The following is an 11,402-nucleotide window of genomic DNA, read 5'->3' as shown; positions in this document are numbered from 1 at the left end:
CGGTTCAGGCGTTTTATGCCTTGGCGACGCTAATGCTCAGCTCGTCTGCTTCGCTCAGCTGCAGGGACACGGCGAGGGTTTCGCCGGTCACCAGTGCTTCGTTGGCGCGCAGAGCTGCCAGAGTTTCCTCCGGTGCCGCGATGCTCAGGTTGATGCGGTCCGCAACGTTCAGGTCGGCGTCCTTACGTGCCTGCTGAATAGCGCGGATGGTGTCGCGGGCGATACCCTCGGCAACCAGCTCGTCGGTCAGCTCAATGTTGAGGACCAGGAAGCCGCCGGGCAGAACCGCAGCCGCAGTGTGCTCAGCACCCTCAGCGTCAGCGGCAACCACGGTTGCCAGCTCGTACTCGCCCTCTTCCAGAGCCAGGCCGCCGTCCAGAGCTGCCACGCCGACCAGGACGGTACCGTCCTCGGTCACGGTCCAGTCACCGGACTTGGAAGCCTTAATGGCAACCTGCACCTGCTTGCCCAGGCGCGGGCCTGCCGCACGTGCGTTGACCTTCAGCTGCTGGGAGATGCCGTAGTCGGCGGGGTCGACGGTGTCGGCGCTGACCAGCTCCACCTGGCGCAGGTTCAGCTCGTCCTCGACGATGTTCGCGAAGTACTCCGCGCCCTTCTCGCCGAAGGCGGTACCCAGCGCAGCGAACTGCTCGGGTGCAATTGCCACGGTCATCTTCTGCAGCGGCTGGCGCACACGGATCTTCTTTTCCTTGCGCAGTGCCGAACCGGCGGAGCAGACCTCACGCACGGTCTGCATGAGAGCCAGCAGGTCGGACTCGTCAGCGAAAGCGGATGCCTCAGGCCAGTCAGCCAGGTGCACGGAGCGTTCACCGGTGAGGCCGCGGTAGATTTCCTCGCTGCTGAGCGGCAGCAGGGATGCGGCAACCTTCGACACGGTCACCAGTGCGGTGTAGAGGGTGTCGAATGCGTCGGTGTCTTCGTTGAAGAAGCGCTCGCGGGAGCGGCGCACGTACCAGTTGGTCAGTGCGTCGGCGTACTGGCGCAGGTATTCGCAGGCGTTCCAGATGTCGTAGGAGTCCATCGCTGCGGTGACCTGCTCGATGAGTTCGCGGGTCTTGCCGAGGATGAAGCGGTCCATCACGTGCTGCGAGTCGTACTTGAGCTTTGCGCTGTAGCCTTCACCGTTGTTGGCGGCGTTAGCGTACAGGGCGAAGAAGTGGTAGACGTTCCACAGCGGCAGCATGACCTGGCGAACACCCTCGCGGATGCCCTGCTCGGTCACGATCAGGTTGCCGCCGCGCAGAATCGGGGAGGACATCAGGAACCAGCGCATCGCATCGGAGCCGTCGCGGTCGAGGACCTCGGAGACGTCCGGGTAGTTGCGCAGGGACTTGGACATCTTCTGCCCGTCCGAGCCGAGCACAATACCGTGGCTGATGACGTTCTTGAACGCGGGGCGGTCGAAGAGCGCGGTCGCCAGCACGTGCAGCACGTAGAACCAGCCGCGGGTCTGGCCAATGTACTCGACGATGAAGTCCGCCGGGTAGTGGTTCTCGAACCATTCCTGGTTCTCGAAGGGGTAGTGCACCTGTGCGTAGGGCATGGAGCCGGAGTCGAACCAGACGTCGAGCACGTCTTCCACGCGGCGCATGGTGGACTTGCCGGTCGGGTCGTCCGGGTTTGGGCGGGTCAGCTCGTCGATGTACGGGCGGTGCAGGTCGGGTTCGCCGTCCTTGTTCAGGGGCAGGCGGCCGAAGTCTGCCTTGAGCTCTTCGAGGGAGCCGTACACGTCGATGCGCGGGTAGTTCGGGTCGTCCGAAACCCACACGGGGATCGGGGAGCCCCAGAAGCGGTTACGGGAGATGGACCAGTCGCGTGCGTTCTCAACCCACTTGCCGAACTGGCCGTACTTCACGTTTTCCGGGATCCAGTTGATCTGCTTGTTCAGCTCGTACATGCGGTCCTTGAAGTCGGTGACCTTCACGTACCAGGAGGTGATTGCACGGTAGATGAGCGGGGTGCGGCAGCGCCAGCAGTGCGGGTAGGAGTGCACGTAGGACTTCTCGCGGATCAGCACATCGTCTGCCTTGAGGGCGTTGATGATGGTGCGGTTCGCGTCGAATGCCTGCACGCCTGCGATTTCTGCCAAGGCGGTGGAGCCGGAGGCGGTGGGCTCGGCGAAGAGGTTCAGGAACTTTGCGCCTTCGTCAAGGGAGAGGATCACGGGGATGCCGTAGCCTTCACAGACCTTCTGGTCGTCTTCACCGTAGGCGGGTGCCTGGTGGACGATGCCGGTACCGTCACCGGTGGTGACGTAGTCGGCGACGAGGATCTGCCAGGAGGTTTCGGTGCCCCACTTTTCGGTGTCGGTGAAGTAGTCCCACAGCGGGGTGTAGCGCACGTGCTCGAGCTGGGAGCCGGTGTAACGTGCGGTGACGGCTGCGGCAGCGTCCTCGGCGGGGTTGTCACCTTCGTAGCCGAGGTCCTTGGCGTAGGAGCCGAGCAGGTCGGAGGCGAGCAGGAAGGAGCGGCCCTCGAACTTGCCTGCGCCGGGTACGACGGAGTATTCAATCTCGGGTCCGACGGCGAGTGCCTGGTTGGTGGGCAGGGTCCAGGGGGTGGTGGTCCATGCGAGTGCTTCGACGCCGTCGAGTTCAGCGGCGACCTTCTCGTCAGCGCCGAGGGCGGTGTCTGCGGTGAGGCGGAATGCGACGGTGACGGTCTGGTCCTGGCGGTCCTTGTACACGTCGTCATCCATGCGCAGCTCGTGGTTGGAGAGAGGAGTCTCGTCCTTCCAGCAGTAGGGCAGCACGCGGAAGCCCTGGTAGGTCAGGCCCTTGTCGTAGAGGCGCTTGAACGCCCAGATGACGGACTCCATGTACTCAACGTTCAGGGTCTTGTAGTCGTTCTCAAAGTCGACCCAGCGTGCCTGGCGGGTGACGTACTTTTCCCACTCGTTGGTGTACTTGAGCACGGATGCGCGGGCGGCGTCGTTGAAGTTGTCGATGCCCATTTCGAGGATTTCACGCTTGTCGGTCATGCCGAGCTGCTTCATTGCCTCGAGTTCTGCGGGCAGGCCGTGGGTGTCCCAGCCGAAACGGCGTTCCACCTTGTGGCCGCGCTGGGTCTGGTAGCGTGCGACGAGGTCCTTGGCGTAGCCGGTAAGCAGGTGGCCGTAGTGGGGCAGGCCGTTAGCGAAGGGAGGGCCGTCGTAGAAGACGAATTCGTTTTCGCCGTTTTCGCCTGCGGGGCGGTTCTCGACGGATGCAGAGAAGGTGTTGTCCTTCTTCCAGTAGTCGAGGACTGCTTCTTCAAGTGCGGGGAACTTGGGCGATGCGGTGACGCCGCTTCCTGCGGCTTCGAAGGCACTCGCCTTGGGGTATACGTTAGACATTGGGTGCGCCCTTATCTGTTGTTCTCAACGCTGAGATGCGGGTGACGGGCGCGGTACGCGGGTGCGTGCACTCGTCACCTCTCAGCGGGTGAGGGTTGACATGACGGGTGCAAGGACGCCTGGGCATCGCTGACTTACCGTTGTTCCGGGGGTCAGGATGCGGCGCGGTACCACCTTGCTTACTGAGTTAACCAGCTCAACGCACCGAACCCTCCCGGGGCTAGCGGGGTGTCGCGTGTCCGCGATACCTAGCCACCGGAAGAGCGGCGCGTTGGGCGGGTATCAGTCGCTTATTACAGCTATATCGGGCTTAACCGTCCGGTTCTACTGGGACTACATCTCTTCCGCTAAGACGCCCTCGCCGCAGCGATTGACGGGCGCCCGCAGGTGCGGTCCGTTCTTCCGAATTGCTCGCCGGTGATGGCCGGGTCGTTGCAAACACTAATAGTTTATGTGGCTTTTGTGTCTGTATGCAACCCCGCGGGCTGTGGGTTTGAACGGTACTTTTCTGATGCGCCAATGCTGGAGGCGCAAAACAGAATGGTTCTTCGTTCGGCGATATATAGAGCGAGTAGGGGGCTTAAAGAGTCTTACCCTACCCGCGCTCGGGCGTGTTTAAGGATGTATGTTTTTACATTCCCTCGGTGTTGCTTTAAGTGGGTTTCGATTTTTTCGAGGGATCCCACAGGATTGCAGTCAGTGCAACCACAAGATATGGGGTGAACACCGATGTAATTCCACTAGATATTCACCCTTGAAAGTTTTCACCCCCTCAACACCCCGTGTGGGAACCGATTTTTCCAGGTCGAAGGGCAGTGCATAGTGGGTGAATAGAGTGCATATTTCGGGAATACCGAGCGGATTTCCCCTTGTTGAATCGGGTATTTCTCCCGCGGTACTCAAGGCTTTCTCAACACCCGAAGACTGGGATAGTCACAGCCCCATCCCCCACCCTCGGGAAATATTACGACACAGTTCCCTCGACTACCCTAGCCATAAATATGACTGAAATCACTAAATCTGGTGCGCGCAGAGACCCCCACCAAATGACCCGCCCCATCAAACAATTCCCCATCACTGAGGCATAGTCACAATACTTTACGGTGATTGATATCTTGAGCGGTCTATAGGCTCCCAGGAATTACTAAGGTGGCTTTTCGTGCATTTTGAATTCAAAATAGTCTAAAATGAACCGTGTAACACATCAACGACGATTCAAGAAGCTTTCGCTGCTGAGACACAGATGAGAGGTAGCTAAAGCCAACAGAAATTAGACCGGCACACGCCGGAGTACAAGCTGGAACGGTACGAATCTGGCATGTTTCTGACAATCTCTTCGATGAGTTCGCCTGTACCCCTCGCCCCGGCGTTGAGTACACCCCGAGGTCACTTCCGGACAGGAACTAAACCCGCGGCACCTAGCCTAGGTTTTACCCCTTTCACAGCCTCACCCAACACGCCATACAACCACGCGCCCGCCACCGGGTGCCCCGAGCCCGCCTCGGGAATAATCAAGGAGTTCACCGATGCTCTCACCCTCTTCGAGTACCCGTTCCGCTACTTCCCGCCTCTTAAGCCGCCGCACCCTGCTGCTCGGTGGCGCGGTTTCCCTCATGGCTGGTTGCGCCTCCGATATTCGCCCGCTGAGCGAAGAGGCGAAGGCTAAGATTGGCTCCCCCACCGCTGCTCCTTCTGCGAGCGCTTCCGCTTCTGCCTCTAGTTCACCGTCTGCTACCGCTACTTCCTCGGCGACCGCATCAGCAAGCGCTAAGAGCAGTTCGTCCGGTGCGGCGCGCGTACCCGTATCTAAGGATGCACTCGTTGAGGGTTGGGAAAAGTACCCCGGCCCCCTGAAGCTGACCGGCGAATACATGGGTGAGTACCAGCCCGCAACGGATTCTTCCCCGGCGAAGAACGTACCCAAGCCCCTCAAGACCGTTCCGCACCGTGAGGAACCGACCTTCCAGGGTGCCTACGAGACCTTGCGCGCCTACTACAGCGCACAGATCACCGCACTCAAGGATGGTCGCTACGCAGATCAGGCGATTGAGCTGACCTACCCGGCAGACAAGAGCGCCGTCGACGAGGTTAAAGCAGTCAAGGAACTGTATGAGCAGAACGGCTGGTACATGGACTTCACGTGCAGCATTTCCATGCGGAATACGGAGCCTCGAACCGCCCTGAAGAACGGTGACGGCTACGTAGAAATCATGATAGACGCCAAGTATTCTGCCACCGCCATCCATCAGCCGGACGGCTCCGAACGCAAGATACCGGCGATTACTCAGGTAGCCATTCCGCACGTGATGCTCTACACCGAGGGTAAGTGGTGGCGAATCGGCAACGACTATCTGAACGAGCGTCTGAATGGCGGCAAGGGCTCTTCCGATTCTTCTAGCTCCGGAGGTTCCGGTTCCGCTGGTTCTAGTGGTTCTTCGGGCCGCGACTCCACTAAGGTCTAAATCCGCAGGGGCATAATTCCGGCACAGTCTAAACTAGCCCCGTTTCATTAATTTCATACGCACTAGCCCAAAGTCGTGAAGGTGCCCCCTCAGCACCTCACCGACTTTGGGTTATTGTGCTTTAAAGACAATGTCCAGGGTTTTTTGACGAAGTTTTAAAACCAGTCTTCTATAGTAAGAAGTGGATACTTCATATCGCCGCAGTTCACGCTTCGGCACACTCGTATCCCGGTACTTCCCCTGTACCGCGCACCATACAAAACGATGAGGAAGAGTCTCTCGTACGCATCGCAGCGTTGCGAGTTACCTCGATCAACCACTTTCAGGAGATACCATGTCCTTCCGGCCGAGTGCACACACCAGCTTCTCTGCTAACGACCGAAACGGATTGACCCGCCGCGCCGTTCTTTTTGGCGGTCTGACCGCCGGTGCTTTGGCTCTAGCAGGATGCGCTTTCAACAAGGATATTCGCCCCACCGGTACCGGTGATACTTTCTCCGGCTCCCCGAGCGCCTCCGCTTCCCCCTCGGCATCTGCGTCGGCTTCGCCTTCTGAGTCTGCCTCGGCTTCGGCATCCGCTTCGTCGTCTTCGTCCTCGTCGAGCCGTAACAGCGCGAAGATTATTCCGTCCGACGAGTTTTTGAAGGACTATAAGAAGTACATTGGCGACGTCAAGTACGAGTACAAGCCCGCCATTGCACACTATGTTGAGCCGACCGACACCTCCCCCGCGAAGAACGTCCCGATTCCGGTCATTGATACGGTGGCTCAGCGTACCGTCAGTCTCGAGGGCGCCTACAAGACCCTGGCTGCTTACCAAAGCGCGTACATTGCCGCGATGTACAGCGGCGATTTGCAGTACCTCAAGGGTCTGGTCCACGGCGCTGACAGCGGTCTGGTCAACAACCTGAAGGCTATTGCCAAGCTCTACGCTGCGGGCGGTTGGACTAAGGACTACGAGAGCAAGCTGAGCATCCGTGACGACAAGGATGCGAAGGCTCTTGCCTCTACCGACTTGGCTGTTGTGGCGTTCCCCTGCCGGGACGTTGTCAAGGAATACACCATCTACCAGAAGGGTACCGGTGAGGTTCAGAAGGCAAGCACCCTGGATGTCGTGATCTACGTGGTGTACGCCGAGGGCAAGTGGCGCGTGACTAGCCGCGAGTACTTCGTATCGAAGTACAGCGACGAATTCCGCCAGGTCTTTGAGGGCCCCTCCTCATCGGCTTCGGCAAGCAAGTCCAGCGGTGGCGGCTCCGGCAGCTCCGGTGGCTCTAGCTCCGGTAGCAGCAGCGATTTCAAGATCTAGTCGCTCAACCTAGAGGTCATAAGAATAAACGACCCTAAGCATGAGGCGGGGCAGGTATCGACTGATACCCGCCCCGCTTTCGTATGTTCCTGTGCTTCTGTACCGCAGCGCTCCCCCGCTACTGCGCCAGCGAGCGCCTCAGCGCCCGGCAGGTGGCAACTACAGCACAGCAATACCAGCAGGCACAGCAACAGCCCCGCTCCTTGGCAACTAGGAAAACCAAGGATGCGGGGCTGTGCAATACTATCTGGCGCGACTATCTGGCGCGCCGCCTTCTAAGAGGTAGAACGCTCACGCAGACGCTCGTGAACCTCGCTCACAAAGCGGTTCTGATTATCGCGAGCATAATGCACGACCTCACCGATGACGGTAATAGCCGGCGCCTTAACCGATGCGCAATCCACCTGAGCGTTCTCAAGGGTCGTGACAGTCACGCGCTCCTTCTCAGAGAAACCGTTCTCAATGGTTGCCAGTGGCGTGTCAGCCTCAATCCCACGAGAGAGCAGAGACGCCACCGTATCGGGCAGGGTACGAACGCCCATCAGCAGCACCACGGTGCCCTGTGCACGCAGGGTCGCCTCAACCGCCGAAACTTCGGTCTCCGACAGGCCGGAGTGACCAGAAATGACGGTGAAAATCGAGGACACCTTACGCAGGGTCACCGGAATCGCCGCACGCGCAGGAACCGCAATAGCGCTGGTAATGCCGGGGATAACCTCGGCCTCCAGGCCGGCGGCGATGCACGCATCCAGCTCTTCAGCACCGCGACCGTACACGTACGGGTCGCCGCCCTTCAAACGCACCACGGTCTTACCCGAGAGCGCGTAATCAATCATGAGCTGCTGGATGCGGGACTGCGGAACAGCATGCTTACCGGGAACCTTGCCCACATCAACGATGAGGGCGTTCGGTGCGTACTCGCCGTACTCCTGCGGGGCGAGGTGGTCCAGAAGAACCACGTCCGCCTCGCTCAGGGCACGCGCCGCACGCAGGGTCAGCAGGTCAGCGGCACCGGGGCCGCCACCCACAATGTAGACCTTGCCGGGGTTCTCGGCGGGCTCGCCGGGCAGAAGAATGCCGCGTTCCGTCACGCTATCGTCCAGGCTGTGCCCGGGCGCCCCGCCCGCGAGCACCTCGTCAATAGTGGCGAACTCGCGGGGCGGGAACGGAGGAATCTTCGGGCACATACTACGCTGCCGGGACCGGGTTGAGGTCACTGGGCTTACCCACGGGAATCTTGGCACCGGTCAGCAGGACGGTGTCGGACTCGCCAGCTTCTGCCGCCGCAATCTCCTCGGGGGTTGCGGGGCGAATCTGCTCGCGCTCCAGCACGTACAGGTGCGAACCTTCGTCGCTGCCGTTGGGCTCGTTGATGAAGGCACGGAAGCGGCGCAGGCGACGCTCGTCGCGCAGGGTTGCTGCCCATTCGTCCTCGTAGGAGTCAACGTGACGCTGCATGTCGCGCTCCAGGTCCTCGCACACGCCCAGGGAGTCCTCAATGAGGACGGACTGCAGGTGTGCCAGACCGTCGCCGTGCTCCTCATCCAGATCCTCAAGCCAGCGAGCGGTACGCTGCAGCTTATCTGCGGTACGGATGTAGTACATCAGGTAGCGGTCGATGTAGCGGATGATGTCCTCGCTGGAAGCATCCTTGACGAACAGGCGACCGTGAGCGGGGTTTGCACCACCGTTACCACCCAGGTACAGGTTCCAGCCGTTGGTGGTTGCAATCAGACCAACGTCCTTACCCTGTGCCTCAGCACATTCACGGTTACAACCGGACACGCCGAACTTGAACTTGTGCGGGGAACGCAGACCGCGGTAACGGTTCTCCAGCTGGATTGCCATGCCGGTGGAGTCCTGAACACCGAAGCGGCACCAGGTCGAACCCATGCAGGACTTCACGTTACGCAGGGACTTACCGTATGCCTGACCGGACTCGAAGCCGGCATCCACCAGGCGCTCCCAAATGTAGGGCAGCTGCTCCAGGCGAGCACCGAACATACCGATACGCTGTGCACCGGTAATCTTCACGTACAGGCCGAACTCTTCAGCGACCTCTGCGATGACGCCCAGCTTCTTAGCGGGAATCTCACCTGCGGGAATACGCGGAACGACGGAGTAGGTACCGTTCTTCTGCATGTTCGCCAGTGCGCGGTCGTTGGTCTCCTGCAGGCCACCGCGGCCAGCATCCAGAACGTAGGAGTTGCGGAAGGAGGAGAGAATCGATGCAACGGTCGGCTTACAGATAGCACAGCCGTCGCCACCGTGGCCGAAGCGTGCCAGCACGGAGTCGAAGTCGTCCAGGTTGGTCAGGCGCACAGCCTCAGCCAGCTCTGCACGGGAGAAGTCGAAGTGCTCACACAGTGCCTTGGAGACGGTCAGACCCATCTTCTTCATCTGCTGCTCAAGGGTCTTCTGCAGCATCGGGACACAGGAACCACACTGGGTACCCGCGGTGGTGCAGGACTTCAGCGATGCAACATCGTGGTTGCCGTCAACGATAGCCTCGCGGACAGCGCCGAAGCTGATGTTGTTGCAGGAACACAGGATTGCGTCGTCGGGCAGCTCGGTGTCGGGGATGCCGTCGCCGCCACCAGCAGCGGTCAGGTAGACGTTCGGCTCAGCGGGCAGTTCGCGACCGAGCAGGGGCTTGAGGGAGTCGAAGGGAGCGGTGTCACCGACGAACACGCCACCGAGCAGGGTCTTTGCGTCGCCGCTGGTCACGATCTTCTGGTACATGCCGCGTGCGGGGTCTGCGAACAGAACCTCGAGGCAACCCTCGGTGGTGCCGCGACGGTCACCGAAGCCAGCGACCTGAACGCCGGAGAACTTCAGCTTGGTTGCGATGTCGAACTCTTCAACCTGAGCTTCTTCGTTGTCGTTGAGCAGGTTAGCTGCCACAGCGTCAGCCATAGCGTTAGCCGGTGCGACCAGACCCCAGGTGCGGCCCAGTACGCAGGCGACCTCACCAATAGCCCAAATGTGCTCGTCGGAGGAGTGGCATGCGTCGTTGACGAGAATACCGCCGCGCTCACCCAGTGCCAGGTCAGCGTCACGTGCCAGCTCGTCGTTGGGGCGGATACCGGCACCGAAGACCACCATATCGGCGGGCAGGGTGCGGATTTCTGCATCCTCGGAGGGAGAATCTGCGATGGAGACGGAGACGACGTTGCCGTCAGCGTCCTTGTTGATGCCGGAGATGTACACGCCGGTCTCAATCTCAATGCCGGTTGCCTTAATCTGGGCGTTCACGGCGTAACCGCCGCCCTGGTCAACCTCAACGGAGAGCAGCCAGGGTGCCACGTCCAGGATGGTGGGCTCTGCGCCCAGGTCCTTCAGACCCTCAGCTGCTTCGAGACCGAGCAGACCGCCACCGACGACGATACCGCGGGGTGCGCGGCCGAGGGTGGACTGCAGGCGCTTGACCTCGGCGACCATGTTCTTCACGTCGTCGATGGTGCGGAAGACGTGTGCGGCGTCCGAGTTAAGAATGGGGATGCGAACCGCGCGGGAACCGGTCGCGAAGACCAGCACGTCGTAGGGGTACTCGTTGCCTTCGGTGTCGGTGACGACGCGGCGGGTGCGGTCAAGCTTCTCTGCGTGGCAGTTGTTGACCAGGTTGATGTTCTCTGCATTCCACAGTTCGGGATCACCGAGGGTCAGGTCCTTCTCGGTGTCCTTGAAGATCTGCTCGATAGCAACGCGGTCGTAGGGGATGTAGGGCTCATCGTTGAGGACGGTGATGGTGTCCGCCGCGCGACCGGCAGCTTCAGCGCCTTCGTGGTACGCGCGTACAAAACGCCACGCAGCGGGGCCTGCGCCGACAACGAGAATGTTGCGGGGGGTGTGCGACATGGATTTTCCTTCCTAGTTGTAATGCAGGTAGTTCATGGCACTTATCTACCCTCAGTGTGCGGCTGGGTCGTGCCTGGCGTTGGAACTCCTAGTTTCCGTGCCACTGGGCTCGTACCTGATGCGTACCGAGTAGTTGGAGCGCCCGCTTCTTTAGAATGCATCTGAAAATTACGAAACATTTTTGTGTGGGATTATGTTGTTTTCTTCAGGCAGTCAAAAGGCGTTTTAAACTACGACTTTTATCGTACACTCTGGCGCGGGGTCGAAGCATCGAAAATCCGTATTTTTTGGGAAAATTTTCTAAAAAATCCGCGGAATACCGGGCTGAAATAGGGTATTCTTACCTTATCTAAACTCAATTTAGGTAAGGCTAATCTATAAAATTCAAGGTCATCTTTTAGGGTAAAAATAACCTTTA

The 11,402-nt window shown here is 59.8% G+C and carries 5 protein-coding genes; 2 read left to right on the top strand and 3 right to left on the bottom strand.

The window, feature by feature from the left end; genetic code table 11:
- Positions 1-13: 13 nt before the first annotated feature.
- Complete coding sequence (ileS, locus tag RWL87_RS02940) at positions 14-3,355, bottom strand: isoleucine--tRNA ligase (protein ID WP_313968849.1); 3,342 nt, start codon at positions 3,353-3,355, stop codon at positions 14-16.
- Positions 3,356-4,881: 1,526 nt separating this feature from the next.
- Between ileS and RWL87_RS02935 the strand changes: the two genes are divergently transcribed.
- Together RWL87_RS02935 and RWL87_RS02930 are read left to right on the top strand one after the other, a co-directional pair.
- Complete coding sequence (locus RWL87_RS02935) at positions 4,882-5,817, top strand: DUF6318 family protein (RefSeq protein WP_313968848.1); 936 nt, start codon at positions 4,882-4,884, stop codon at positions 5,815-5,817.
- A 334-nt stretch (positions 5,818-6,151) separates the two neighbouring features.
- Complete coding sequence (locus RWL87_RS02930; RefSeq protein WP_313968847.1) at positions 6,152-7,126, top strand: DUF6318 family protein; 975 nt, start codon at positions 6,152-6,154, stop codon at positions 7,124-7,126.
- Between the two features lie 275 nt (positions 7,127-7,401).
- Here the strand turns inward: RWL87_RS02930 and cobA are convergent, their stop codons facing one another.
- Together cobA and nirB are read right to left on the bottom strand one after the other, a co-directional pair.
- Complete coding sequence (gene cobA, locus RWL87_RS02925; RefSeq protein WP_049352392.1) at positions 7,402-8,313, bottom strand: uroporphyrinogen-III C-methyltransferase; 912 nt, start codon at positions 8,311-8,313, stop codon at positions 7,402-7,404.
- A gap of 1 nt (position 8,314) precedes the next feature.
- Entirely contained in the window at positions 8,315-10,984 is a 2,670-nt protein-coding gene (gene nirB / locus RWL87_RS02920; protein WP_313968846.1) for a nitrite reductase large subunit NirB, read from the bottom strand.
- Positions 10,985-11,402: the final 418 nt, after the last annotated feature.

Origin of the sequence: uncultured Rothia sp., assembly GCF_963555405.1 — a bacterium.
In the GTDB taxonomy this organism is placed as follows: Bacteria; Actinomycetota; Actinomycetes; order Actinomycetales; family Micrococcaceae; genus Rothia.
The sequence above is the reverse complement of the archived record's forward strand: the minus strand, read 5'-3'. Positions and strand labels throughout refer to the sequence as shown.

Excerpts from the sequence above, each read along its gene's own strand:
- ileS (WP_313968849.1), bottom strand. The coding sequence starts at position 3,355 with ATGTCTAACGTATACCCCAAGGCGAGTGCCTTCGAAGCCGCAGGAAGC.
- RWL87_RS02935 (WP_313968848.1), top strand. The coding sequence starts at position 4,882 with ATGCTCTCACCCTCTTCGAGTACCCGTTCCGCTACTTCCCGCCTCTTA.
- RWL87_RS02930 (WP_313968847.1), top strand. The coding sequence starts at position 6,152 with ATGTCCTTCCGGCCGAGTGCACACACCAGCTTCTCTGCTAACGACCGA.
- cobA (WP_049352392.1), bottom strand. The coding sequence starts at position 8,313 with ATGTGCCCGAAGATTCCTCCGTTCCCGCCCCGCGAGTTCGCCACTATT.
- nirB (WP_313968846.1), bottom strand. The coding sequence starts at position 10,984 with ATGTCGCACACCCCCCGCAACATTCTCGTTGTCGGCGCAGGCCCCGCT.